The sequence below is a fragment of the Arthrobacter sp. B0427-1-12 genome (genome assembly GCF_059092905.1).
Window position 1 is genome coordinate 56,871 of sequence record NZ_JBNHIC010000002.1, and the last position, 25,460, is coordinate 82,330.

23 protein-coding genes are annotated in these 25,460 nt (G+C 61.8%); 11 read left to right on the forward strand and 12 right to left on the reverse strand.

The window, feature by feature from the left end; all coding sequences use genetic code 11:
• Positions 1-1,245 (reverse strand): hypothetical protein, encoded by a 1,245-nt coding sequence (locus AC5RWU_RS02475; RefSeq protein ID WP_494028116.1) that lies wholly within the window; start codon positions 1,243-1,245, stop codon positions 1-3.
• A gap of 245 nt (positions 1,246-1,490) precedes the next feature.
• Between AC5RWU_RS02475 and AC5RWU_RS02480 the strand changes: the two genes are divergently transcribed.
• Positions 1,491-1,871 (forward strand): hypothetical protein, encoded by a 381-nt coding sequence (locus AC5RWU_RS02480; RefSeq protein WP_494028115.1) that lies wholly within the window; start codon positions 1,491-1,493, stop codon positions 1,869-1,871.
• A 111-nt stretch (positions 1,872-1,982) separates the two neighbouring features.
• Here the strand turns inward: AC5RWU_RS02480 and AC5RWU_RS02485 are convergent, their stop codons facing one another.
• Both AC5RWU_RS02485 and AC5RWU_RS02490 read right to left on the reverse strand, forming a co-directional pair.
• Positions 1,983-2,639, reverse strand: a complete 657-nt coding sequence (locus AC5RWU_RS02485) for a hypothetical protein (protein ID WP_494028114.1) — start codon at positions 2,637-2,639, stop codon at positions 1,983-1,985.
• Between the two features lie 400 nt (positions 2,640-3,039).
• Positions 3,040-4,419, reverse strand: coding sequence for an S-layer homology domain-containing protein (locus tag AC5RWU_RS02490; RefSeq protein ID WP_494028113.1), 1,380 nt, complete (start codon positions 4,417-4,419; stop codon positions 3,040-3,042).
• An 846-nt stretch (positions 4,420-5,265) separates the two neighbouring features.
• Here AC5RWU_RS02490 and AC5RWU_RS02495 point away from each other — a divergent pair.
• The 4 genes from AC5RWU_RS02495 (at position 5,266) to AC5RWU_RS02510 (ending at position 8,624) form a co-directional block, all read left to right on the forward strand.
• Positions 5,266-5,505 (forward strand): hypothetical protein, encoded by a 240-nt coding sequence (locus tag AC5RWU_RS02495; RefSeq protein WP_494028112.1) that lies wholly within the window; start codon positions 5,266-5,268, stop codon positions 5,503-5,505.
• Positions 5,506-5,700: 195 nt separating this feature from the next.
• On the forward strand, positions 5,701-6,582 hold the full coding sequence (locus tag AC5RWU_RS02500; protein ID WP_494028146.1) for a SagB/ThcOx family dehydrogenase: 882 nt from the start codon (positions 5,701-5,703) through the stop codon (positions 6,580-6,582).
• Between the two features lie 218 nt (positions 6,583-6,800).
• Positions 6,801-6,962, forward strand: a complete 162-nt coding sequence (locus tag AC5RWU_RS02505; RefSeq protein ID WP_494036899.1) for a DUF8189 domain-containing protein — start codon at positions 6,801-6,803, stop codon at positions 6,960-6,962.
• Between the two features lie 72 nt (positions 6,963-7,034).
• Positions 7,035-8,624, forward strand: a complete 1,590-nt coding sequence (locus AC5RWU_RS02510; RefSeq protein ID WP_494028110.1) for a peroxidase family protein — start codon at positions 7,035-7,037, stop codon at positions 8,622-8,624.
• Positions 8,625-9,792: 1,168 nt separating this feature from the next.
• Here the strand turns inward: AC5RWU_RS02510 and istB are convergent.
• Both istB and istA read right to left on the reverse strand, forming a co-directional pair.
• Positions 9,793-10,638, reverse strand: coding sequence for an IS21-like element helper ATPase IstB (istB, locus tag AC5RWU_RS02515; protein ID WP_494028109.1), 846 nt, complete (start codon positions 10,636-10,638; stop codon positions 9,793-9,795).
• Positions 10,635-11,960 carry an IS21 family transposase gene (istA, locus tag AC5RWU_RS02520; protein WP_494028108.1) on the reverse strand — a complete coding sequence of 442 codons (1,326 nt, stop codon included), beginning with the start codon at positions 11,958-11,960 and terminating at the stop codon, positions 10,635-10,637. The genes istB and istA overlap by 4 nt, the downstream gene beginning before the upstream one ends.
• 410 nt (positions 11,961-12,370) lie before the next feature.
• On the opposite strand from istA, the gene AC5RWU_RS02525 reads away from it, so the two are divergent.
• The 4 genes from AC5RWU_RS02525 (at position 12,371) to AC5RWU_RS02540 (ending at position 15,374) form a co-directional block, all read left to right on the forward strand.
• Entirely contained in the window at positions 12,371-12,622 is a 252-nt protein-coding gene (locus tag AC5RWU_RS02525; protein ID WP_494036900.1) for a hypothetical protein, read from the forward strand.
• 177 nt (positions 12,623-12,799) lie between these two features.
• The gene (locus AC5RWU_RS02530) at positions 12,800-13,204 is read left to right on the forward strand and encodes a hypothetical protein (protein ID WP_494028107.1); all 405 of its coding nucleotides are present in this window, start codon (positions 12,800-12,802) and stop codon (positions 13,202-13,204) included.
• Positions 13,205-13,299: 95 nt separating this feature from the next.
• The gene (locus AC5RWU_RS02535; protein ID WP_494028106.1) at positions 13,300-14,301 is read left to right on the forward strand and encodes an MvdC/MvdD family ATP grasp protein; all 1,002 of its coding nucleotides are present in this window, start codon (positions 13,300-13,302) and stop codon (positions 14,299-14,301) included.
• Positions 14,302-14,312: 11 nt separating this feature from the next.
• On the forward strand, positions 14,313-15,374 hold the full coding sequence (locus AC5RWU_RS02540) for a TIGR04500 family putative peptide maturation system protein (RefSeq protein WP_494028105.1): 1,062 nt from the start codon (positions 14,313-14,315) through the stop codon (positions 15,372-15,374).
• An 833-nt stretch (positions 15,375-16,207) separates the two neighbouring features.
• Here AC5RWU_RS02540 and AC5RWU_RS02545 read toward each other — a convergent pair.
• The 6 genes from AC5RWU_RS02545 to AC5RWU_RS02570 all read right to left on the reverse strand — a co-directional run bounded on the left by AC5RWU_RS02545 (position 16,208) and on the right by AC5RWU_RS02570 (position 21,311).
• Positions 16,208-17,134 carry a fascin domain-containing protein gene (locus AC5RWU_RS02545; RefSeq protein WP_494028104.1) on the reverse strand — a complete coding sequence of 309 codons (927 nt, stop codon included), beginning with the start codon at positions 17,132-17,134 and terminating at the stop codon, positions 16,208-16,210.
• A gap of 67 nt (positions 17,135-17,201) precedes the next feature.
• Entirely contained in the window at positions 17,202-18,080 is an 879-nt protein-coding gene (locus tag AC5RWU_RS02550) for a hypothetical protein (RefSeq protein ID WP_494028103.1), read from the reverse strand.
• 443 nt (positions 18,081-18,523) lie between these two features.
• A complete protein-coding gene (locus AC5RWU_RS02555; protein WP_494028102.1) occupies positions 18,524-18,715 on the reverse strand; it encodes a hypothetical protein in 192 nt (63 codons plus the stop codon).
• A 308-nt stretch (positions 18,716-19,023) separates the two neighbouring features.
• On the reverse strand, positions 19,024-19,437 hold the full coding sequence (locus tag AC5RWU_RS02560) for a hypothetical protein (RefSeq protein ID WP_494036890.1): 414 nt from the start codon (positions 19,435-19,437) through the stop codon (positions 19,024-19,026).
• A gap of 307 nt (positions 19,438-19,744) precedes the next feature.
• On the reverse strand, positions 19,745-21,085 hold the full coding sequence (locus AC5RWU_RS02565; protein WP_494028100.1) for a tyrosine-type recombinase/integrase: 1,341 nt from the start codon (positions 21,083-21,085) through the stop codon (positions 19,745-19,747).
• Between the two features lies 1 nt (position 21,086).
• On the reverse strand, positions 21,087-21,311 hold the full coding sequence (locus AC5RWU_RS02570; protein ID WP_494028099.1) for a helix-turn-helix transcriptional regulator: 225 nt from the start codon (positions 21,309-21,311) through the stop codon (positions 21,087-21,089).
• A 338-nt stretch (positions 21,312-21,649) separates the two neighbouring features.
• Between AC5RWU_RS02570 and rlmN the strand changes: the two genes are divergently transcribed.
• Entirely contained in the window at positions 21,650-22,906 is a 1,257-nt protein-coding gene (gene rlmN, locus AC5RWU_RS02575) for a dual-specificity RNA methyltransferase RlmN (protein ID WP_494028098.1), read from the forward strand.
• Between the two features lie 30 nt (positions 22,907-22,936).
• Here the strand turns inward: rlmN and AC5RWU_RS02580 are convergent, their stop codons facing one another.
• Complete coding sequence (locus AC5RWU_RS02580; protein ID WP_494028097.1) at positions 22,937-24,391, reverse strand: lipase maturation factor family protein; 1,455 nt, start codon at positions 24,389-24,391, stop codon at positions 22,937-22,939.
• Positions 24,392-24,535: 144 nt separating this feature from the next.
• Between AC5RWU_RS02580 and gluQRS the strand changes: the two genes are divergently transcribed.
• Complete coding sequence (gene gluQRS / locus AC5RWU_RS02585; RefSeq protein WP_494028096.1) at positions 24,536-25,432, forward strand: tRNA glutamyl-Q(34) synthetase GluQRS; 897 nt, start codon at positions 24,536-24,538, stop codon at positions 25,430-25,432.
• Positions 25,433-25,460: the final 28 nt, after the last annotated feature.

Below are 25,460 nucleotides of genomic sequence, written 5' to 3' on the forward strand. Positions count from 1 at the left end.
TTATTCGGCCGCCGGCGGCTTCGCCAGCCGCAGCGTGTAGGCCATGATGAGGGCGGGGAGGATGGCGCTCGGCAGGGTCTGGCCGATATTGCCCAGGGCGTCCATCAACCAGTTCGAGCCGTCGCTGGCGGATGCCGCTGCAGGTTCGTCGGTCTTTTCGGAATGCGGCTCGGACGGTGCCGCCGGCGCGGATGACCCGGCTGTAACTGGGGGGCTGGCCTCCGGAGCTGTGGGATCCGCCGTGGCGGTCGGGGCCGTCAAATCCACCGGCTGAATGTTCCCCAGGCTGGTGGTGGTCGAGATGACGTAGCCGACAATTGCCCCGCTGTCTTCGGGCAGGGCAATGGCGACCCAGGGGACATGGTTGATCATGAACGGCAGGCTGGCCTTGTACGGATCCCCATACATCGGGACGTCATAATCCAGGGGCTCTGTCGTGTTGTCCGGAACCGGATAGACCTGGCTCATCATGTTGACCTCGGCGGTCTCGGTCAGCTCGGCAACCGTGGCAGGGTAACCCGCGGCTGCGTCGGGTGTGAGCGCCGGATCGGTGACCTTGGCGGCGGTGGCCGGCTCGATCTCCTGGACGAAGAACGCCTGGACGTAGCCGACACCGGTCTCGGTGTGCCCTTCAGTAACCTTGATGGCGATCCATTCCTGTCCCCGGTATTCGAACGGGGCGGAGGCGGCAGTGGTCTGCTCGCCCTCGGGCAGCGGATGGCCTGGGATTCGGTCCCCGCCGGGTGTGGCGGACACGGTGACGCCGATATTGACGTTCACAACACCGGTCAGCTCTTCGACGGCGGTCGGGTAGCCGGCCTTGGGCGCAGTGGAGGTCAGTGCGGCCATCGGTTCGGGCAGGTTGCCGAAGAAGTCCTCGTTCGGGGCAGTGCCAGCAAAGGGCAGGAAGCTCACGGCGTCGGCGTCCACATAGGCGACACCGGGTTCGACGGGTGTATGAATGGCCACCCACTGATCCCCAGCGGGACCGAAAGGCTTGCTGGCGTAGAACTTCCCATCCGCGTCATCGGCGATCCGGAAGTCGTGCAGTACACGCATGTCGGCGCCGGTGGGTGTGCTGTACACGACGGCAGTCGGATCGACGACAGCCCGCAGGGTCAGATCGGAGACGAATACCGCAACTTCGGCCGGTGCCTCAACGGCGACTGCGGCCGCGGCGGGTGCGGTCAGCAGGATTCCGGCAGCCAGGAGGGCCAGGGCGCCTCGGTTAGGGCTGGAAATCAAGGTGGTGCCTTTCAGTGGGTGCACGCTATGTACAGTACTTGAGTCTTGTACAAGCGTAGCCTATCTGTTTCACCTTTGGTACCCCTTTTCGGGCACAAAAAAGGAGGAGCTGGGAGATTGCTCCTGGGGCAGGCGGCCTGTACCCTCAAGGGGCAGAACACAGGCACAAGGCAGGCATGAACCGGGCAAAACACGAGCATGACCGGGGCCTGAGCGGTAGGCTGGGATGGCCGAAAGGGGAGCGTATGACGATGGCGCCGGGCGGACCCCGCCACAGGGCAGGCTCCGTCTACATGGACATTTCCGACGTCGTCCGCGAACTCTGCGATTCCATTACCGCTAGGCTCGTTGCCAGCCTCGCCGGCGTCAAGGACCCCGGACAGGTCCGCAAATGGGCCAACGGCCGGCTGCAGCCGACCCAACCGGCGCAGCAGCGCCTCCGGTTCGCCTACGACATGCTTCACGAGATTGAGGGCAGCCAGGGCCGGCGGACCGCCCAGGCCTGGATCATGACGGTCAACCCCCGGTTGGGCTACGAATCGCCCCTCAACGCCATCCGGGAAGACCGTTTCCCGGAGACCGCAGCCGCCGCCAAGGCACTCCTGGATGAGGGCTACGACGGTTGAGACACTGGACCTGCACGGAGACGGGCCTCGCCATAGTGGAGGGGCCCGTCACCATATACGTGAATTTCCGCAAAGATCATCCTCGGGCCCACACTCCCTCCCTGTCGACGACTAACCGGCCTTGCGGCGTGAACGCTCCTTGGCCGGCGGACGGATCGGCATACCGTTCTCATCCAACTTCGGGAAGTACCGCATGACCGGCTTCCCGGCCCGCAGTACCGGCTGTCCGTCACGTTCAAAGGGACGCGCCTCCAGTCGGCCGTCCTCGGCCATCGCCGCGATGGTCGCCCTGTTCGTCGGCCAGCCCGGCACCTGCGACAGCTGGTTGATGCTCCAGCCCGGCTCGGGTTCTCGTTTCGGAAGCCCGGCGCGCAGTTTCGCGACACGCTTCCGGGTCTGCAGCTTGCGCTTTTTGTGGGCGACCATGGGCGTATCGCCTTCGCGATTGCCACCGAATTTGTTCTGCACCGTCGCCACGGACCAACCCAGTTCCTGAGCGATCATGGGCATGGTGGCACCCTGATTGATCCGCGCGTTCTCCACCTGGGCCGGAATGAGCTCCTGATCGAGGAAATCCCGAAGCATCTTTGTTGAACCCGCATCGCTGGCGGGGCGACGGTCCGCCGGGTTCGGGTGCCGGAACTCCTCCAGTCGCTGTGACATTTCCAGGCCCAGCTCGCGGATCTTGTCCTGTACAGCTTCTGTACTTGGTACATCCATGGACATGACGGTACAGGATGGATCGGGGGCGGTGACGGCAATGCTCACGGGAAGGTCCTCCGGTTGTGGACCGAGGCGCCCCCGCGCTCGTGCGGAACGCCCCGGCGGGATGAATGGGTCAGAAGTCGGCCAAGGCGGCCATCGGCTCGGGAAGGCCGGCGGTACGGCTAAGACTGGAAGACGTTCGCCCGAACCGGGTCCGCGGCAGGCGACTGCGGCTCTACGCTGGGCCCCGGCAGGCCCAAGCCGGTTCGCACGAGGCCTGCATGTTGACAGGTAGTGCGGCGCTGGCGGGCAGTGCGGCCCCGGAGAGCAGAACCGCAGTGGCGGCCAGAGCGGCACGGACGGTTGAACGGGACAAGCGGTGCTCCTTCGGAACGCGGTCGGAACGGCTGTACAAATAGGGCCGGGGCGCCCTGGTTGGTCAGGACGCCCCGGTTGAGCGGACTTACTTGGCGGCGTTATCGAAGCGGTACAGGAACGCTGCCATCGCGTCCCGGTTCACCGGGCTCCACGGGCGGAAGGTCTTGAAACCGTTGCCCTCATCCCAGCCGGTGGTGATCTCCTGCTCGGCCAGCCAAGCGACCTCCTTGTAGAACTGGACGCCCGGGGCGATGTCGGCGAATGGGGATGCCTCGGGTGCCGTGTACTCCGGGGAGCCAGCCATCCGGTACAGGAAGGCAGCCATGGCGTCACGGTCGATCGCGGCATCCGGACGGAAAATCTTCGTACCGTCAGCCTCGGTCCAGCCGGTGGAGAGGCTTGCGGCGGCCAGCCAGGTGATCTCCTTGTAGAACTGGTGGTCGGGAGCCACATCGGCGAACGGGGACACTCCCGGGCCGATGAAGTCGGGCTCCCCGGCCATCCGATACAGGAATGCAGCCATAGCGTCACGGTTCACGGCGGCGGTCGGCTTGAAGGCTTCGTAGTCCCATCCGGTGGAGATCTTCTCCGAGGCCAGCCAGGAGATCTCCGTGTAGAACTGGGCACCGAACGGCACGTCAGCGAAGATCGGGGTCGACGGGGCGACGTACTGCATCGTCACCGAGGTGGAGGAGGTGGTCCGGTCCGCCTGGGCGGTGGCAAGGACGTCACCGTTGCGGGTGGACGCATCGGCCGGGATCTGCAGCCCCATACTGATCTTGCCTTCGGCGTCAGCCTGGGTTTGGAATGCATACTTCTGTTGGAAGGTCACGATGACGGTGTCGTTGGCGGGGAACCCCTCGCCTTCAAGGAGCACCGTGCCGCCGGGCGCAACGGGGCCCTGGTTGAGCACCTTGACCGAGTGGCTCTGGCTGAAACGGAGCGCCCCACAGCCGACGCCTTCCTGTGAGGGCAGGATCAGCACATCGCCTGTTGCGCAGACGCCGGTGTAGACCGGCGCCGAACGCAGGGAGATGTCAGCGGCAACAACAATCTTGCTGGACTGGCCCCGGGCGTACAGGCGGGTGTCGCCGGGGTGGGCGTCGGCCGGGACGGTCCACAGCGTGCCGATGCTGCCCTGGGCGTCGGCGGTGACCACAAAGCTGCCCTTGGGGCTGTTCTGGAAGGTGACCACGACTTTCTCGCCGGGATTCCATTTGGTGCCGGTGATGACGAGCTTTTCTGAGGGCGAGGCAGCCGGCTTGCTGAGGGAGAGGGTCTGGCCCTTCGCGTCAATGGCGGTGTGGTTGCAGCTGATGGTGTCTCCGGTGGAGAGCGTGATGGGGGTGTGGCTACTGCAGACACCGATATATTCGGCGGCCTGGGCGGGAAGCGCCACGCTGCCGGCCAAGACTACTGCTGTTGCCACGGCGGCCAGGGAGTTGCGGATGGATGGATGTAGCACGGGGGCCCTTTCGGATGGTGGTGGATACACTAGCTGGGGCCAACTGCGTACACCCCTTGTGTCTTGTGCATAACCGTACCATCTGAAACGGGTCAGTGTCACTACGTTCCTGCGGTGATGGCCAGGGGAAGGGGTGTTCTTCTACAGGCTGACGAAAGCGCCATCTGTGGGGAATGACTCACCAAGGGCCGAATTGCAGTCGGCTGTGGCAGGGCTGAGCGGTGGAGGGGGTCAAATCCTCGCCGGAGCACAAGAGCGCGCGGCATCAGCCCGTCCGGCGCCCACCCCTGGGCCGGGAAGCACACCGGAGGCAACACGAAACGGAGAACCCATGTTTCCGGTCGAAATGCGCGGCACCAAGAAACGCGGTCCACCTGTGGGCCCACGAGCATGAGGTGGAACCGGTCGCCCTGCAGGAGCTGCGCAACAGCGCCTCCCTCGAATGGGTGCACGGGGTGCGGGGGATGCCGGACGGGACCACGTAGCTGTTATCTGGACAAGGAGCAAAATGCAGGAACTGACCGCCAATAAGTGAGGCAGCTTGGCTTTTTTGTACGTCGTTACAGACCTACGACATAAATCGTAAGCTCATACTCTCATTGGCAGGCTGCTGCAAAACCATAACGGCTGAGCGCTAGCTAGCATCTAGATACCTAGACCTATAGGCTCCTTATTAACTGCAGGCCCACCTCAGGCGTTCAAGACTGCCTAAACTTCCTTAGAGACCACGGCGACTGGGCCGATAAAGTCCACAATTCCGCTTGCTTTAGTAACGGTCGAATAACGCTCCAGGTGTGTAATAGTCCCACTTTAATGATTCATTTCGCATTTCGAAGGACTCTGGCCATGGAAGCTGAACGGGAGGGCCAACCCTCGCAGGAGTTGTCGGCCCAAATCAAGCAAGAGGCCGAAAGGCAGCGCATCACGGTGGAACTGACAGAAGAGCAATTGGAAGCATTGCGCGCGGCCTGGGATGACGGCGATCCTAAGGCTGCTGCGCAGCTTACCTTCCTGGTCAGGGGCAAGCCCGTTGCCGAGATGTCCGTGGCAGGATACCGCTACCGCGGCGACACCTGCTGCGCATAGTTGTCCGGTTCGGCCGCGGTTGTGGGTGACGGTCCCAAGGTACGTCGGGCAAACTGCCTGCTCGGATGGTTTGACGACGGCCAGCTTCTGCTCGAAAACTACCTTACAGGCCGGCAAAGCGTTATTCACCCGGTCCTGCTACCTCTCCTGGGGTCCGTCACGGCTCCGGAAACGGAGTCCGCGATTCTGACCCGTATGGGTGGAGACGGCTATCGAACCGTCCTCGACCAACTGATCGGCCAAGACATCATCCTTCGATGCGGCAGTGATACAGAGGCACGGGACCGGTTAGTCCACCAGCGTTGGGTTTGGGGACATGATGCCCGATATTTCCACTATTCGACGGGCCGGACTCAATTCCTGTACGACCTGCAATCTGAACGCGATGCGCTTGTGGACCGTGCGCGACTTCTCGCTCAGCCGCCTCCATTCAAAGACTATGGAAAAGAAGATGCCCTTGATTGCCGGGCAGACCCGCGCCCAGCCGACCTGTGGGAGACGCTCTTAAGGCGAAGGACCGGAAGAAAATTTAGGCATTTACCCCTGAGGTCCTCGGAGCTAGCCGCCATCCTTAAATGGACGTGGGGCATCACTGATATCCGGCAGGATCCTGGCGTCGGAGTCGTGGCCTTGAAGACTTCTCCCTCGGGAGGAGCCCGTCATCCGGTAGAGGTGTATCCGGTCGTTCGACGCGTGGTGGGGGTCGCCCCCGGCGTGTATCACTACAACGCAGGCTCGGATCGACTGGAACAGCTCAGAGCCGGAAATTTCGAGAACGAGATCCTTCGCGCGTGCACCTTCCAGCCGTGGGTTTCGGACGCCGCCGCTGTCTTCTTCATGACCGGTGTCGTGAACCGGATTACATGGAAATACGAGCAGTCGCACGCGTACAGGGTGCTGCTTCTCGATGCAGGCCATACCGGGCAGACGTTTCATCTCGTCTGCACTGCCATGGACCTGTCGCCTTGGACATCAGCAGCGTTGGATGAACGTGCGGCCGAAGCACTGCTGGGAATCGACGGCATTGGCGAAGTCGTCATCTACGCTGCGGCTTGCGGGCGGAAACCGGAAGGCTAGGACGTGTAACGGCGTAGTAACGGCAGAGGTGTTTGCTTTCAGGTGTATAGGACACTGTCTAAACGACTCCTCGACGCAAAGCTTGGTAGCCAGCGGCCAGATGGCGCCGTTACATAGAACTAACGGCTAATTCTGACAGGAAGACGGCAAGGAGGAGACTCGATGAGCTGGTTTGGGCGGGGTTTTGACCAGCGCCCTGTCGGCGTCGTCCTGTTGTGGTGCCCGGGAGGCTGGATGCGTTTATGCGTGGTACGGACTCGGCTTTGCCGCACAAGTGGTTACAGAACGGTTGGTCCGGTTGGCGGAGCCTAGGGGCCCTCATATCGGTACCACGATACCGGCGAGCGTTCACTTTGCCTGGATTCACTAACACCGACTAAGTCGCCGTCTGATTCCACGAGAGCTTCGTCGGAGCCTCCATCCTCATCTTCTAAACCAGGAAGGCACGTCAAATGGCCGCACCCATTAACCCGCTTCCCCCGAACCGTACGCTCGACGGCTCGGACAACAATCCTGATCATCCTCGGTGGGGAAGCATTGGTCAGCGCCTCGTAAGACTGTCATCAAACGCCTACGCGGACCGTGTCTCGCGGCCCTCCGGCGTCAACAGACCGAATGCGCGGGTTATCAGTAATACGGTTTGCAAGCAGACAAAGTCAGTTCCCGATCGACGTGGTCTCAGTGACTGGGTCGGAGTATGGGCCCTGTTTCTCGCCCACGGCTTTCAGATCTTTCGAGCGGCTGAACCGGAAGAACCCTTCGGCATCCCGGTTCCTCCGAACGACCCCGTCTTCCCACCAGGTAGCACAATTCCGGTGAGCAGGTCGGCGTACGACATCTCCACCGGGCGGGGATCGACTAGCCCCCGACGCCAGCTGGTCAACGCGACTTCTTATTTGGATGCTTCGTTAGTGTACGGCGTCGACCCCAGCCGAAGCTCTGTCCTTCGGACTTTCACCAAAGGGACGATGAAAGTAACCGACGGAGATCTTCTTCCATTCAACATCTTCGACCTGCCGAACAGGGTGCCGGGCTCGAACTTCTTCGTCGCCGGCGACGACCGCGCCAACACCAGCTTCGCGCTTTGCGCCCTACACACTATCTTTGTTCGAGAGCATAATCGGCTCGCCGGAGAGATAGTTCGCGCTGATCCCAGCCTGAAGGACGAAGAAATTTTCCAACGCGCCCGGCATCTTGTGGACGGGCAGATACAAGCCATTACCTTTAATGAGTTCCTTCCCGCCCTTCTGGGCCCCAACGCACCTACTGGCAAAGTGTCCTACGACCCCCTCACGAATGCGACAATCAGTGATCTGTTCTCGATCGTTGGCTTGCGCTTCGGACACAGCGTGCTGCCTCCCAGGTTCGTACTCATCTACGACAATGGCGACGTGAAGCTCGTCCCGCAGAGGAACTCGTTTTTCAACGTCGAGGTCATCAAACAGGACGGCCTGGATCCCATCTGCCGTGGTCTGGCCTCTCAGGTGATGCAGAACATCGACCCTCAAGTCGTCGATGACATCCGCAACCAGACGATCCGATTCAACGTCAGGATCGATCTGCTTGCCTACGACATCCAGAGTGCACGCGATGTCGGCATTCCGGACTACAGTAGAACGCGACAGGACATGGGTCTCACCCCGGTTAGTCGGTTCTCCGACATCACCTCTGATGCCCAACTGCGGCACGACCTGCAATCCGTCTATAAGGATGTCAAAAACATCGACCCCTTGATCGGAGGCCTCGCAGAAGATCATCTGCCCGACTCAAGTCTGGGACCATTGTTCACCACCATCTTGGTCGAGCAGCTCGAGCGCGCCCGAAAGGGCGACCGCTTCTGGTACGAGAACAACCCGGCATTGTCGGCGGATGACGTCAAGAAACTTCAACGCACGACACTGGCTGACCTGATCCGCCGCAACACCGGAGTGCACGACATCCAGGACGACGTGATGTACGCGGTCGAACCAGGATTCCTTCGCTCCGATACAACGCCCACCAGCGTGATCGAACAAGAGTTGCTAGCGATTCCAATCAGATAGGTATCCGCATGGTCGCTGGGGCGTGTAGGCAGGGGCGGGAAAGCCAGATGTTGTACTCGGCCAAGTTGATATGTCCAAGGTGCTGTCCGTCGGTACCCTCGAAGATCCACAGGAGGGTGATCATTATCCGGTCCTGGACATCGGCGTCTCGTTGACACCAAATATGGGGGGCAGTTGATTGCGTGGCGCAAACTGCAGGATAGATCGGCCCTGCGCAGTGCCTTCACTATCCTTGAAAATCAACAGGTGACAGCGGACAAACAGTCCGCACTCCCACAGTGAGAACAAAAAAGCTGCGTGATAACCAATGCTGCTAGCATGCGATTTTGAGCACGGACACGACGATTGGGTAGCACTTCATCTCGCCGACAAAGTAACGGTGAACCATCCCGATATTGGTGATAAGGCATACTCCGGAACACATGTCCTGCGCGTCAGCACGACACAAGCCGGAGCTTCGGTTGCCGCCGACTTTTGGCGACTCAAGCTCGTTACCTGTGAAGGAGGTCGTAGCATACGTGAGAATGACATTGGCGCCATGGCCATGGTCCGCGTAAACCCGGACTCCGCTGCCAACACTATGGCGTGCACTTTCGCATTATGGGTAATCCAGAAATATCCTCACCTTCCCGCCCCCGATTACACGCAAAAGGGGATGAAGGCATACACCAACTTTGTGGCTACCAAAGAATGGAAACCTGTGTTTTGTTCACTGCGCGGGCCGGACGGTGCCCTTAACTGCCCCCCGCCGCCGTGGCCTTACCTACGTGCAGAAATCTACCTCGGTACGGCAAATGTCGAATTAGACATCGATTCAGTCCAGGTCACTTAACTGCCAGACCGGGCGGATTCTATGCGGTCGTACAGGGCTGCTGGCGGCCGCACACAAAGAAGGCATGACCACCTTCGCCAGCCCAAAGGGCATCCCGACCGGCGGCCAGTCCCCCGCAGTCCACCGGGAGAGCTGTGCATCTTTCGGGAGCACAGCCGCCGTGGCATCGTCCCGGGATTTCCCGGACCTGATCGAGCTGACCCCGGAAGCCGTCCAGGTGCTCGATGGTGCTCGATGCTTGCCGGGCCGCCGCCGGACGGCCGTTGATTGTCGGCGGTGACGGCGCTCATTTAAGTTCCCCGGTTTTGCTCGGTGGTTTTCCCCACTTCGCGTGAGTCAGGTTAGCAGGCTCCGGGGTGTTCCGGTGGTGGCTTTCCTGAGTTGTTCGGCTGCGTCCTGGTGGGCTCTGAGCCGGTAGGATTCCCCGTCGAGGTTCAGGACCATGGATCGGTGCAGGAGCCGGTCGAGCATCGCGGCGGCGACGGTGGTGTCGCCGAGGATTTCGCCCCAGGCGCCGACGGGCCGGTTGGTGGTGATGACGATGCTGGTTTTCAGGTAGCGCTGGTTGATGACCTGGAACAGGGCCGAGGCTGCTTCCCCGGGCAGCGGCAGGTAGCCCAGTTCGTCGATGACCAGCAGGGTCGGGCCGGCGAAGAAGCGCATGGTGGTGGCCCAGCGTCCCTCGATCGCGGCCTTGTGGCAGCGGGCGGCCAGGTCCGCGGCGGAGGTGAAGTAGGTGCGGTAGCCGGCCTCGGCGGAGGCGCGGGCGAGTCCTGCGGCCAGGTGCGTCTTGCCCGTGCCGGGCGGTCCGATGAGCAGGATGTTGGTGGCGTTTTCGATCCACCGGCAGGTGGCCAGTTCGCCCAGCAGGGGCCGGTCGATACCGTTGGCGTGGGAGAGGTCGAAGCTGTCCAGGGTGGCCGGGGTGGGGATGTTCGCGAAACGCAGCCGGCCGGCCATGCGGCGGGCTTCGGCCTGGTCGACTTCGACGGCCAGGAGGCGTTCGAGGGTTTCGGTCATCGACCAGCCTGCAGTGCGGGCTTGGTCGAGGATACCGGGCAGGGCCTCGGCGGCCCCGGTGAGTTTGAGGGTCGCCAGGTGGGTGCGCAGCTGCTGGTAGACGGTGGCCTGCGCGGTCGGGACTGGGGCCGTAGTCTCGGTACCGGTGGTGGGGTGGTTCATCGGGTGAGGGTCCTTTCGGCCGCGGCACGTTCATAGGCGGCCAGCGGGTTGATCGTGGCATCGGGGCGGGGATCGGCCTGCCCGCGCAGCAGCGCTGCCGCGGCGCGGGCCTCGGGTCCGGGCGGAATGCGTTCCTTGCGCCGGTGCGGACGCAGGCTGGAGGCGGCGGCCATCGCGGCGGCGTTGAGGGCGATGACGTGTCCGCCGTCGCGGACGGTGATCCCGGCGCCGTTGCCGGCGCGCAGGTGCCGGGCGATCACGGTCCCGGCGGTGGTGGTGATTTCCAGGTGCCTGTTGCCGAGGCGGTGGGTGACGGTGACCTGCGCGCCGGCCAGCTCCGGCGGGACGGAGTAGCGGTTGCCGCGCCAGGCGACCAGCGCCTGCCGGGTGGCGGTGCGCGGTTCTGCCAGCACCACCGGGTACGCCTCCGGCACCGGTGCCAGCGGTTCGGCGGCGGCCATGGCCGCCACGGTGGTGTTGCCCTCCGGGCCGTGGCGGGCCCGCCCGTCCTGGCGTGCGGCGAACGCGGCCACCGATTCCTGGGCCGCCTCGAAGGTGGTCTCATCGGGCAGGGTGCGCCACCAGCGCTGCGCGGCGGTGTGGTTGTTCTTCTCCACCACGCCCTTGCGGTTGCCCGCCCGCGGCGGGCAGATCGCGATGCTCACCCCGTGGTGTTTGGCGAAGCCGGCGAAGGCCGGGTTCAGCTCCCCGGTGGGAGGGTTGCAGACCGTGGCCATCCGGTCGAACCGCCAGATCCTGGTGACCCCGCCCAGCTGAGCGGTGACGGCCGTGATGGCCTCCAGCAGGTGGGGCTGGTCCATCGACGGGGCCAGCACCGCCCGCCATTTGCCCGAATGGGCCAGGGAACCGACCAGCAGCAGGGCCTTCTTCATGCCCCATCCGGCCGCCGGGTCGGGCAGTTCGAGCCAGTCGAACTGGGTCTCCTCACCGGGCGGATGCTCGATGACCGCGTTGGGCCGCTGCGCGGTGGTCCGGCAGGCCTGGCAGGCAGGGCGCAGGTTCCGTTCGCGGATCCTGCGGGTCAGGGACTGGTACGAGAGAGTGAAGCCCAGCGGCGTCAGTTCATCCATCAGCGTCTGCGCCCACAGGTGCGGATCCTCGATCAGCCGGGCCCGCACGTAATCCTCGAACGCATCGAACGGGTCAGGGGCGCTGCGTCTGCGTACCCCCGCGGTCCGTTCCCCGTTCAGATACGCGCGGATGGTTTTGCGGTCCCGGCCCGTCCTGCGGGCGATCTCGCTGATCGTCATTCCTTGTCGTCTCAATGCGTGGATGTCCACGTCTTCCTTCCGTGTCAACATGAAGGAGCGGGCCTTTCTCGTCAGCCGGTGTGTGGTCAGAGACCACCAGCTTCGGGGAAGGCCCGCCCCCGTTAAGGGACTGACACGAAGTGGGGAATTTCAGTGAGCAAAACTGGGGAATTTCGGTGAGCGCGATCAGCGGCGCCGACCGGAACGCCCTGCTCACGCCGGTCCAGGGCAGCACCGTCATCCCGAAGGACATCGACATCGAGGTTCACGGCCTGTGAGTGAGCCGGATCGACTGAAGATTGAACTGGTCGCTGACGGTAGCGTGAGTGAGCATCGGGCCGACTTCGTTCTGCTGGGCGTAAAGGTGGGCGGGCAGGAATTCGACGGGTCCTCCCGCGCCGGGTCCCTAGGACCGGGGCCGGCCACCGCGGCTTCGAGGTCACCGTGGACCATGCCTGAGCATCGAGGATGCGTCCGCCCGCCACGACTTCACCATCAACGGGACGTGGTGGGACCCGAAGACCGGGGTACTGGTGGACCCGTTTGACGGGGACGCAGACCTGGAGGCGAGGATCCTTCGCCACACCAGGATGCGTTCACCGACAACCCGCTGCGGGTGCGGCGCGGAGTCCAGTTTGCCGGGGTGCTGCTCGAGCATACTGCCATCCGCCTCGGAAAACAGTCCCTACAAGTCCCTAACCGGTTCAGGTTGAAATGCCGCATCAGGTAGCTGTAACGCAGCAGTAACGCACACGCCATTACGCTACCAGCCAATGAGGACACCGTCTGTTGTGGCAAATGCGAACCAAAGCGGGTTCAGCAGGGGCCGGTGAACCCTCATCGTACGTCTAATTCTTGCGTTCCGAGCTTGGAAACTTAGGAGACAGTCAATGAATCAAGACCCAGCAATCTGGGAAGAAGTGACGAACCGCGCTTCTGAGTCGCCGGAGTTTCGACAGCGTCTGATTGAGAACCCACAACAAACGCTCGACGAACTTGGCATCGAATTACCAGAAGACGTGACAATATCGTTCCGTGAGTTCAGTCCTAACGAGCTCGTGATTTTTCTTCCGCCGGACGAGGGAAGGGAGCCAGCGTCGAAAAGGTTCCACGCGCACTATGTCACTATGGAACCGTCCAACTCGGGGCAGCCTCCCTCGATTCACACAAGAATCCGGGATATTGCTGCAATCGGTCCCCTCTTGGATGAAGGCCGCCTGGTCACGGCATTTCTTGCCCAGTCCAAGGATGGGGGTTCTGACGCGACAGGCGGTCCGTGCGGGGCTTGCCATTGATCTTGAGGCTGAGTGTCCTTTTACTGCTTCTGCGACGTACGATCCGCATATCCGAAATGGCAGTCTTTGTTCTTGTTCGGCTTAGGTAACGCGCGATGACCGGAAAAGTACTGATTTTGACCGAAGAGGAGGACGCCACAGCTTCGCGCATCTTCGATCTATTGACCCACCGCAAGGTGAAAGTAATTGCCTTCGACCCGGCTTCCTTCCCTTCACAAGCCACCTTGAGCGTGACCGTCATGCCAGGGGCACCGATCCGGCGCCAACTTGCAGACCGGAACCAAGTTGTCGATTTGGAAGAAGTCTCAGCAGTCTGGTTCCGACGCCCAGCAGAACCAGTCGTTCACCCTACGCTGCGGGACCCGATCGCGCGCATGTATGTGGAGCACGAGTGCGCAGCGTTCGTGGCAGACCTCTGGGACAGTTTGAGGTGTAAGTTTGTGCCAGCAGTAGATTCTGTTGTGAGGCTAGCGGCAAGAAAAATACACCAGCTTTCCCAAGCAGTTCGAGTAGGGTTCGAATTGCCCCCAACGCTCATAACAAACGACCCCGATGAACTGATCGACTTCTACTGCGTCCATAACGGAAATGTCATCACGAAAGTCGCTGACCAACTGGGTACCTACACGACGAAAAATGACTTCGTACGATATACCCAATTTGTATCGCCGCGCGACCTCGTAAGAGTTCAATCCCTTCGCTTGGCACCCATAATTATCCAGTCATACATACCCAAGTCGCTGGAGGTGAGGGTCACGGTAGTAGGCAGTGAAGTTTTCGCGGTCGAAATCGACTCACAGAAGAGCAATCATGCTCGGGTCGACTGGCGCCGATACGACACTCGAACGACGCCACATAGAATCCATTTTCTACCGCCGTTGGTAGAAGGGCAATGCCGAAAACTCGTATCAGAACTAGGGTTGGTGTACGGGGCACTCGACTTGATTATCGATCCGGATGGACGATACATCTTTCTCGAAATCAATCCTAATGGTGAGTACTTATGGCTTGAACGATTGACAGGATTACCGATCAGTAATGCTATATGTGACCTGCTGCTCGACGATGACCGACCGACCCCAATAAGAGACTTCTGAAAGCTGCGTAAGTGTTTTCCCCAGAAACTGCCAAAAAAGCGATTATGGGTTCCTTGGACTATTTGCGCCGTATTGACCTAGATCAGCTCAGTCCGTCAGTAGCTAAGGCGCAATTAGCTGAACTTGCTGCCCAGCACCCAGATGTGAAACTGCGATTGGTTTGGCAGCAGGAAGCATTCGATAACTCAACTAATTACGATATGCTGCTCTTTTTTGACGGTGAGATGACCGTCTCGCTCGCATATAGCAGTGGGTTGCGAATGCCTTGGACACTATCTGGTGGACAGCGTGTACGCGACCACTTACTTCTCCGTGTCAACGGCATCGAGATGGAAGTGGGCCAAGCAATTGCGACGTTAGATTTCATTTGGGACGATGCCCGGTTCACTGACCGTCTGATCACATCTTGCCTGATCCGTGCGGAATTAGAACGGGATCCTGTCACACTAGATGATGCACGTCTGCAAGAAGCGATGGATGCTTTCCGCCGCGCGCGCGGACTTCTGACTGTTGAATCCACCCGGGCGTGGATGAGGACACATGGTCTCTCGCATCAGGATTTGGAGGAAGTGGTTGCGCTAGAGGCGGCTGTGGCTATTTTGCGGCGTCGAATAGCTGGAGCTGACGATGCTGTTGAAGCGTATTATCACCAGCACCGACAGCAACTGTGTGTCCTCACATTCCTCAAACTCGCCTTTAAGAGTGATACTGAGGCGCGACATGCGGCGGACAAGCTTAGGTTGGGCATTGATTTCTATGAAACAGCGGAGAGCCTTTGGAAACAGGGATTGCTTATGGGTTCAGGCCCTGTGTACGTCACGACGCGTGGTCTTGAAATGCCGACTGACATCACGGTCAATCTTCTGGCGGAAACGTCTGGAGCTGTTATCGGTCCAGTTAATTGGGACGGAGAAGCCGTCGTGTTAAGGCTTATCGACATTGTGGATCGGGGCCTTAACACTCAAACGCGTGAGTACATCGAGCACAGATTGTTCGATGACTGGTTGGAAGCACGTAAGGCTGCTGCGCGCATTGAGTGGTACTGGGGGGACAGGGCGCGAACTGGCCCGTAGTCGGGCTGCTTAACGGAATGGCGCCGCCAAACAGCAGGTCTATGGCTGTCTCCAGGTTTGCGGCGGCTCTTCTGCCAGCCGGGTGATGGGGGTACGGGGATCGTGCTGAGGTACGTGCCGCTGTCGACGCCGCCGACGTTAACGATATATGCGCCGCGTTCACCGACGCGGAGGCAATCGATATGCAGCAGTGGAATCCGTCTCGCACCTACACTCGGGCCATCGCACGCCCACGTGTGGGTTGGGCAGCAGGTCCAGGCCGGTAGCACCCTTGTTGTCCTCGACCTTCTCGGGGGGCCCAGGTCACGGACCAGTTCCAGCTCCTTCAGGAAGTCCACAGGAAGTCCACGGACTCCTGGGCCTTGGCCATCTGGCGTTCGCGCAGCCGCCCAGACGATCGGCCAGCGACCGGTACACCGGGAGCCGTTGGTGGCGGCCAGCCAGCGGCGCAGCCTGGTGGCGATGTTGTCCGCAACCTCGGCGCCGATGAGGCGGTGCCTTCATCGGTGATGACCACGTCCACGGCGCTGTCCTTGACGGTGCTGGCTGTGGATCAGTTCGAGTGTCTTGGCACCCAGACGGTGCCAGAGCAGATCGGGGCAGTATCGGAGGGCAGGACTTGTAGACGAACGGCCTGTACGACGACACCAAGGCCTACGTGCAGTCGGCGCTCCGCAACCAAGCCAGCTTCCCGTAACAAAGACCTATATGGGGGCCCGTGCCGTTTATCGGCGCGGGCCACTTCACCGTGCATGCCGTTTTCAGCATTTGGTGCGCAAAGCTGCCTGATATTACATGCTGGAAATGTTCAATTCTCCACCGGTGTAACGGAGTCATAACCTTCGCCCGAATTCGAGCAGAAAACGCTCCCCGGGTCCTACGGAATTGCCGGCTGCCCTTACCCTTCCCACGCGATCGGCCCAGACGTACTGGCCGTTGACCGCCTGAAGTGAGACTATGTATGAGTCTTGGCTTATAGGCGGTTCTATATTGCGTAGTCGGAGGGGCTCATAAGGTCCCACGACGACTCCTTGCGCCAGCAGGAGGCCTCCGCCGCCACCGGCGGCATAAACAAACTGTCCGCCATCGGCCCGAAGAGCGTATCGACTATTTGGATAAAAACCAATGTAGTCAAGGCAGTGGAGGCGAAACAGCTCCCATTGGCCAACCTCGCGTCGGTTCGCTACTAACTCGCGACCCCCGCCGCCTTCAGCCGTTACAATCCCGTAACTAGAGGTCTGTAAGTATATGGGGCCGACAGACACTTCAAGGGTGAACGGCTCATATCCGCCAATCTGCGGACCGCCGGCGCGGACCCTGCCATCCGGGGTGGCATAGACGAACCTGCCGTTCACGGCCTGCAGGGCGATGCGAGATCCATAGGTAATTTCGCCACCGGGGTTATTTATGTTGTGAATGGTGAATGGCTCCCAGGCCCCGATTGACAGGCCGCGGGCGTACAACACAGATCCTCCGGCGTTTTCTGCGTAGACCCACCGATTGTTGTACGCCTTGATAGCTATCTGGTCACGGTCCTGTAGTACGAAACGACCGCTCAGGTTCTCGATTTCGAACGCTTCCCATGAATCCCAGTTGACGACGGGCTTGGTTCGGTCGGCAACAACTAAGTCGCTCCCGGGCTCCAAGGAAAGGTATTTGCCATGAACGGAACGGAAATGGAAGCTGGCGCGATATACCACGACCGCTGTCTCCCTTCTAACTAACGGGGGGATATTTGAGTTTGGCGTCTGTTGGTACACCGAATTTCTATGTGGGCGGCCTCCGGATGGGTGAACAGTTTCAGTCTGCGGCAGACTGGCGAGGGCTTTACGAGGGGTGCAGACGACGGGGCCATCGCAGCTTCGGGCTGCCCGTCGTTGCGAAGACCTGCCCGTCATCGGTCACCATAATGCGCAGAACATCCGACATGGTGATCCGAGAAGGCTCGGGGCCGACCAGCATCAGCGCGAAGCTGCCGGTTCCGGGCGTCGGGGCGGCAAGTGTCGTTTCGATTACTGATGGGGCGTCCGGAGCGCCTCGTATGGACCGCGGGAACACACCGACGCGCCAGCCGTCCGGAAGCGACAAAACCCGGGCCATGGAGTCGTGGAACTCTTCACTGTCAGGACCGCTAAGCGTATCCATCATGATTTCGTCCTCGGGGTCATCGGCATTCTGGAATTCTTCCTTTATCCCCTCCATCATCTGATCTGCCAGGGGAGCGCCGGAAACCGCTGTCACCGTGAGCACCGGATCAATGGCGTATGTGACGTCCCAGCTAATGGTGGCCTCTCCCTGGAAACCCGGAATAGGGATCGGGATTTCAGCGCTCAGCCCTAATCCCGGCGTCACCTTGGCAACCCTGGAGCTGTAGATCCTGGCCGATGCGGAATGTGAATACTGCTCGGCGAATACATACGCGGTAGTCCAGCGCAGCCCCCTAGGAACGGGAAGGGACCACGGTGCATCCGACTGGTAAATGCGGCCCGGATTAATCGGCTTTGGGATGAAGCTAACAACACGGCGCTTGGGCGGAACACGGAAATCTTTGCGTAGCCAGGTAAGTATCGGGTTGAACACCTGATAGACCGTCAGTTCACCGGGCGGAAGCCCATCCATCTGCACCGTCTCCATCACCAGGTTCTTTGGCGGCAGGAACACGCCTTCGTCAACCACGGCATCGTTTGCTTTCCAGCGCAGCAGCATAGCTGTCTTCCTTCGGTGGTTCGGAGAATAAGTGAGTCGGCTTCATTCCAGATGTGGCGATAGGCGGAGTGCAAGCGCTACCGGTGTACGCCCGGATTCGCTGCGGAACTAAAAGGATAAGTGACCTAGCGTAGACAAAAAGTTATTGGTATCGACAATATTGGCTCTTCAGGTGTTATTAGAGCGTTATTACTGGCATCCAGTACGCGCCTAGCAAATGTCAGCTCAGATCGTTGCAACGATCAGTTATGCCTTGGTCCCTCTCCATTAGGCGTGACGTCGCAGATGGAAACCTGCGGCATCTGGTCTGATTTAGGGTAGGGGTGTGTGCGCGATGCGGCATGAACAATCACTGCGAATGATAATTTGCCCAGCCCAGCAGCGGCCTACGCGCGGCATGGAGGACACACCATGTAGATCCGTACGCCCTGGCTCCCCGCAGGTCAGTAGCTCTCGACCACGTAAGCGTAAGCGTGGTCAAACAGGCCGCCTTGGGCCGGCAGGCCGTAGTGGATGAGCGTCTTGCGGAAGGCAATGCGGACCTCCTTGTCGCCCTCCTTAGTGCCTTTCCAGCCGTCCCAGCGGACTTCCTTGACGATGGCGTCGATGTCGGCGACCACCTTGCCGACGATCACCGGGTCCCCTTCGGGCTCGTATTCTTCGAAGATCTGAGTAAGCGCGCCGACGTGCGGGTCCGGCAGCAGATCCAGCCCCGTGGTGCCCTGATCGTCCTCGGCCTTCTCGGCCGCGGCCAGGTCGCGGGCCAGATACAGGCCCTAGGGTTGTTGCCTAGCCGGCAGCGCCGAATGGGTGGGGAACTGCGGGAGCACGAGATGCAAGCGATGCGACAACGCACGGCGCCGATGATCTACTAAGCGTGTGAGTGGGTCGGGGAGTTATGGAAGGGGCCGCCCATGCGGCAGCAGGGGCGGGCATCAGGAGATTATGCGGGGTACGTCCAGACCCATCCACCGAAGCCTGAGGGGTCAACGGCGATTTCACCGGTTGGAGTGGTCGCGTCAAGAATGACGACGCCGGTAACCTTCTCTCCCTTGCCGATGTAGTCAGGCAATAGCTGCGTCCGGTCGGCTAGGCAGTTGTGATGAAGGCCTGTATCAACGGTGTTCATCCGCGTTCCGTTGTCTGCGTATCCCTTCCAGTAATAGGGGCCGAAGCTGATCAACCCAGGCTGGCCATTGACACTCAGAGGTCCTTCGAAGTCGGCTGTCGTTTCGATTTCCATAGTGACTGCCAACGGGATTCCAGTGGGCTGGGCATAGAGCGTGTCACAGGTGATTGGCTGTATGGATGTGACCTTGAAAGTCATGGTCACATTGCTTTCGTCGTCCTGCCACATGGTCCCGACCTGACCGATCGCCGAGGGAATTTGGCCGCGCTCATTCGTTTTTGGGCCCGTAGGCGTAGGCGTAGGCGTAGGTGTCGGCGTTGCGCTGGCCTGGGCCGGTTCGACGGATACCGTGGGTGCGGGCTTTGCCGGTTCAATTGTTCCCCCAAGCAGATGCAGTTTGATACGGCAACTATCCAATGGCCTGCGGGAGACTGGATTTGCCTCCAGCGTAACTGCCAGACTGCCCGGGATAGCGCCGGGGCAGTCGTTCTGGGGACGGATGTTGGACCGGGGACCGGAGACAGCGTCCGCATTATCATGATCCCGGCAAGGACCTCCTGCCCTGTGAATGGTGCCGCCGTTCCGTTGGTCCGAGGCCGAGCGAGCCATCCTGTCCTGTGATGTCCAGATAAACCCCCCTGGTAGCCAGGGCTTCCAAGAAGGCTCGGGTATCGGGGACCACCCGTTCCTTTCTGATGTAGTGCTTCCGCGTGACACTCTCCGGCAAAGCGTGCCCGAGCTGCAAAGAGGCGGTCCTCTCGTCCGCTACTTCCTCAATGAAGGTTGCCACGGTGCGCCGAAATGTGTGGGGCGTAACGTCCATCAGTGCTGTATCAAGATCCAGATCGAACTCAATGGTCAGCTCTTCCCGGACCTGTCGCCAGCGCCGCCGCCAGTTGTGGGGGGACACAAAACGACCGGATCGTGCTGGAAAGACCGCGTTGGCGTCATTGCGGATACCCGCATCCTGCAGGGCCTGGCGCCGTTTGAGGACTTCGACGGCGAACGGCGCAATTGGCAGGATCCGCCAGCTTGCCTCCGTTTTCGTGTTCTCCTGCCGGATCAGGCCCTTCCCCTTGACCTGCACAAGCGTCGCTGCGACCGTAATTGTCGGAAAATCTGGATCCAGGTCTACCTGGTCCCAGGTCAGCGCCAGCAGCTCGCCGATGCGTGCACCGCTGCCGAAAAACAGGTCGAGGGCATCTGCAATGTCGGCCGTCGGTTTTGGGCCGGGGCGGTTATAGGGGCGCTCGGTATGCTCTCGAACAGCCTGTCGAAGGATCGGGACCTCTTGGGGTTCTACAATTTGCACCTCCTTCTTCGGCGCGCTGGGAAGCCTTACACCGGCTGCGGGATTCGCCGGGATGAGCCGGCGGTGCGCCGCCCAGTCCAGAACCTGTTTCAGTACATTTCGAGTGTTCTCTGCATTGGAGTATCCGGTGCCGTTCTTGATCAGGCTCCGCAGGTAGACGGCGCACTTGATGGTGTCGATTTCATTCAGACGTAGCGCGCCCAGGGCAGGAATGACATTGCTGTGCACCAGCCGCTCGTACTCAGCCAGAGTTCCCATGCTCAGCTCACCGTCCTTGGCCTTCTCAGCCAGCCATTTTTCGGCAATGGCAGCAACCGTGCTGTCCGCGGACAGGGATGCTGCATGGCTGTCCCGACGTCGGAGAAGTTCATCCAGCAACGCCCTCTCGGCCTTGCGCTTGGTTGTACCGGAACGCCTCACCAGCTGCCGCTTGCCGTCATGGCCGCGATAGTAGGCGCTCACCTCATAAACGAAGTAGGTGCCGTTATTGCCGGTGCTGCGACTGATCTGCTTGGGTTCGGAGAATTCTCCCCACGTCCCAGGGGCGAGGCGAATCTGTGGCATGTCAGGCCGCCTTCCGGCTGGCTGCGATCCATGCCCGGACTTCTTCACGGGAATAGCGCACTGCTCCATCCCCGAATCTGTAGTAGGCAGGTCCCAGTCCCGCCGACGCCCAGTTCCGGAGCGTCCCAGGGGCTACCTCAAGCCAGTGGGCAACTTCGCGGCGTGTGAGCAGGGCGTCCGGCACTTCCGGATTCTCGTGGCGTTTCTTCAGCGGTTCATCTCTCATGCCAATTCCTATGCAGCCCAAGGGCCGACGGCTGCTCAATTCCGCATGCGAGTACTTTGCGATTACTTTCCTTGTGACACGCCGTGATTCCCCCAAAGGGAACTTTGACCTGGAACGTGACGTATGCCCTAGTGAGAGCTGGGTTGGAGAGGCTGCTATGATTGTTCGTGATTCGGGGCCCGCAATGAGAAGGTCAGGGGTTCGAATCCCCTTAGCTCCACCAGTTATGGCGCCCCGGCCCTCGGACCGGGGCGTTTTGCGTGCAGCTGGCGTCCGCGGCCGAAGAACCCGCGCGCATCGACAGCTGTCAATCAGAATCCCGCGAAATAATTGAGCCAATGCCTGAACTGAAGTCTCCCTCCGCTCCTGCCTCCGCCGGACAAACCGGATCCGAACGAGCCCGCCCCCAGCAGTCCCGCCCCCAGGTGCGTCCCAAAGTGGAAGGTGCCGAGCCCGTCGTCACCAGTGACGGCCGTCCCCTGCTGCAGTTCAAGTCCCCGCGGGTGCAGCAGCCGGCCACCCACCTGGCGGACCTGACGCTGGCGGAGCGGCAGGACAAGCTCAAGGAGCTGGGCCATCCCGGGTTCCGGGCCAAGCAGCTGTCCACGCACTATTTTTCCCACTACACCACGGACCCCGCAGCGATGAGCGACCTGCCGAAGGCCGGACGCGAGGAGCTGGTGCAGGCCATGTTCCCGCCGCTGCTGACCGAGGTGAAGCGGCTGAAGACGGACAACGGGGACACAATCAAGTTCCTGTGGCGCTTATTCGACGGCGCGCTGGTCGAGTCCGTGCTGATGCGCTATCCGGGCCGGGTGACGCTCTGCGTCTCCTCGCAGGCCGGCTGCGGCATGAACTGCCCGTTCTGCGCCACCGGCCAGGCCGGGCTGACCCGCAACATGTCCACCGCCGAGATCGTGGATCAGGTGGTGGCAGCCAACCGTGCCATCGCGGACGGTGAGCTGGGAGGCACCCGCAAGGACGGCGGCCACGACGCCGAGCGTGTGACCAACATCGTCTTCATGGGCATGGGTGAGCCGCTGGCCAACTACAAGCGGGTCATGGCCGCGGTGCGCCGGATGGTTGGCGACGCGCCCGAGGGCCTCGGAATGTCCGCCCGGAATATCACCGTTTCCACGGTGGGCCTGGTGCCGGCGATCAACAAGCTGGCTGCCGAGGACATCCCGGTGACCTTCGCGCTGTCCCTGCACGCGCCGGACGACGAGCTCCGCGACGAACTGATCCCCGTCAACACCCGCTGGAAGGTGGACGAGGCCATCGATGCCGCGTACAACTACTTCCGCACCACGGGCCGCCGGGTCAGCATCGAGTACGCACTGATCAAGGACATGAACGACCATGCCTGGCGCGCCGACCTGCTGGCCAAGAAGCTGAACAAGCGCGGCCGCGGCTGGGTGCATGTCAACCCGATCCCGCTCAACCCGACCCCCGGCTCCATCTGGACATCCTCGGACAAGGATGTCGCGGCCGAGTTCATCCGCCGGCTGCAGGAAGCGGGCATCCCCACCACGCTGCGGGATACCCGGGGCAAGGAAATCGACGGCGCCTGCGGCCAGCTGGCAGCGACTGAATAGTCCGGCGGGATAGTCTGACCGGATAGGCTGCTACTTCCTGGCCTGGCTCTGCCGCAGCCCGATGGTCCGTACATACATGCCGGCCGGGTAGCGCACCCACCAGTCGCCGGTTTCCCGCCGTTCCTTCCACGTCGTATACCGGTAGCGGTAGAAGCGCGCACGCACCCACCGCGGCCGCTCGCCGTCGAACGGGTCCACCCGCAGCATCCGCAGGGTCGGCCGGTCCGCCTCCAGCAGCTTGACCAGCAGCGGAATGAACCAATGCTCCCCCGGGGATCCCAGGGCCAGGAACCACATGAGCCAGTCCAGCCGCAGGTGGTACGGAGCGAACTGGCGCGGCCTCCGGTGTGGGTCGCCTGGCTTGCCGCGGAAGTGGTACTCGCGCCAGTCTGCGTCGTCACCGGGGTCCTCGTCCAGGGTTCCCTCGATCACCACCTCGTAGCGCTGGCGGGTGATGCTGCCAAAGGCGCCGTATGCGTTGGCCAGGTGCCACCGGTTGAAACTGGTGTTCATCAGCTGGTAGTCGGAGAACAGGTTGCGCAGCGCCGGGTAGCTCAGCCAGAGCATCCAGACCGTGACGGCAAGCACGATGACGATGAACCAGACCGGTGCCGGCGCCTGCACCTGGGGTACATCCGGGATCGCCGGGATGATCGCGTGCGCGGCCTGGTCGCTGACGGCGGAGAAAGCCAGGATGACGGCCATGGCGTTGAGCCAGGCGAAGTTGCCGGAGATGACCAGCCAGAGCTGGGTCACGATGATCACGGCCGCAGCCATGCTGGCCAGAGGCTGCGGGGCGAACAGCAGGAACGGGACAATCAGCTGCGTGAAATGGTTGCCCAGGACCTCGAGCTTGTGCAGCGGCTTGGGCAAGTGGTGGAAATACCAGCTGAGCGGTCCGGGCATGGGCTGGGTTTCATGGTGGTAGTACAAGGCCGTCAGGTCCCGCCAGCAGGAGTCGCCGCGCATCTTGATCATGCCGGCGCCGAACTCCAGCCGGAACACCAGCCACCAGAAGAGGACGATGATGGGCAGCGGGGGAGCGGTCTGGTTCGAACCCAGGAACGCGGCCAGGAACCCGGCCTCCAGCAGCAGGCTTTCCCAGCCGAAGCCGTAGAACACCTGGCCTACGTTCACGATCGACATGTAGAGCCACCAGATCAGCAGGAACGCCAGCATCGGCAGCCATGGCGGCCCCAGCTGCGGCAGGCCGAGCAGCAGCGTGGCGGCCACCGCCGCGCCGGTCCAGGCGATGGCCAGCAGCAGCTTGTCCGAATACGGCGTGCGGCGCCAGCGGAAGAGCGTCGGGCGGTCCCGGCCGGACGTCCGTTCAAGGTAGTCGGGCACCGGAAGGAGTCCGTGTTCCCCGAGCAGCACGCGGAACTGTGCGACGGCGGAGACAAAGCCGACCAGGTAGATGGCGGCAATGCCCCGCTGCAGGACCTGTCGGGCGAATTCATACCCTTCGGCATCGAACCAATCCATCGCACTTCCAACGTTAGAACGCGGCTTAGGGGTGTCAAGGGCGGCGGCGCGGCGGCAGTCCGGTGCGTTGTGGAAGTACCACGGCGGTACCTCAGGGTTTGGGATAATGTTCCGGTCCGTAGTCCCCACTGCAAGGAATCCTCGTTGCCTGCTCCCGCACCTGCCGGTCGGTTCGCTCCCAGCCCCTCCGGCGAGCTGCACCTGGGGAACTTCCGTACGGCGATGCTGGCGTGGCTGTTCGCCCGGAGCACCGGCCGGCGCTTTTTGATCCGGTTGGAGGACCTGGACCGGGAACGGCCGGGGGCCGCGGAGCGGCAGCTGGCGGACCTGGCGCGCCTGGGGCTGGACTGGGACGGCGAGGTGGTCCGCCAGACGCACCGGCTGGACCTGTACCGCGAGGCCATCGACCGGCTGCACAGCCAGGGCATGGTCTACGAGTGCTACTGCACCCGCCGCGAGATCCTGGATGCCCCGCGTGCGCCACATGCGCCCCAGGGCGCCTATCCGGGAACGTGCCGGAACCTGGACAGCCGGCAGCGCGCGGAGCGGGGGGCCGTCCGCCCGGCGGCCCTGCGGCTGCGCGCCGAGCTCGCCGAACTCACCATCCATGACCTGCTGCACGGCGCATTCACCGGCGTCGTCGACGATATGGTGCTGCAGCGCAACGACGGCGTGCCCGCCTACAACCTTGCCGTCGTCGTTGATGATGCGGCGCAGGGGATCGACCAGGTGGTGCGGGGCGACGACCTGCTCAGTTCCACGCCCCGGCAGGTCTACCTGGGCTCGCTGCTGGGCCTGCCGTCGCCGGAATACGCGCATGTGCCGCTGATCGTCAACCGGGCCGGACACCGGCTGGCCAAGCGCCACGGCGCGGTGACCCTGGACCATCTGGAACCGGACACCGCGCGCGATCTGCTGCTCGAATCCGCCGGCCTGCCGCCCGGACCGCTCGAGGAAGCGCTGGCAGCCTTCGACCCGGCCAAGCTGCCGCGCGAGGCCTGGGTCTTTGCCGCGGAGCACCACCGCCGGCACCATTCGTGAGGCTCCACGCAGGTGAACCATCATTGCT